Source organism: Pseudoalteromonas sp. Z9A5, assembly GCF_011378875.1.
Taxonomy (GTDB): Bacteria; Pseudomonadota; Gammaproteobacteria; order Enterobacterales; family Alteromonadaceae; genus Pseudoalteromonas.
The window spans coordinates 237-643 of the sequence record NZ_WTLC01000126.1 but is presented as its reverse complement, the minus strand read 5'-3'; the positions used below and the strand labels follow the sequence as shown (position 1 = coordinate 643).

Below are 407 nucleotides of genomic sequence, written 5' to 3'. Positions count from 1 at the left end.
AGCCGATCATCGTCACAGATGCAGGATTTCGCAATCCTTGGTTTAAGTTAGTGCTTAAATTTGGTTGGGATTTTGTAGGCAGAGTGAGGCATCAAACACAATATCAAAAGCCAGAAAATGATACATGCTGGTCACCAGTAAAAACACTTTATTCTAAAGCGACAGTAAAACCCGCTTATCTATTTGAAACACGACTCGCTAAAGCCAATTCATTGAGTGGTCACTTTTACTTGTTTAAATCAAAGCCTAAACAAAGAAAGAAGAAAAACCTTCGAGGAAAAACGATTCGCTGCAGCGTAAGCTTGAAACATGCTAAAGGCGCCACGGAGCCATGGTTATTATTTACCTCATTGTGCAATATTAATTATTCAGCACAAGATATTGTAAAAATTTACAGCCAGCGAATG

1 protein-coding gene is annotated in these 407 nt (G+C 38.3%); it reads left to right on the top strand.

The genetic code is table 11. The features are described from left to right. Positions 1-407 (top strand): transposase (locus tag GQR56_RS21325; protein WP_166115394.1); only part of this gene is annotated, 407 nt, incomplete at both ends.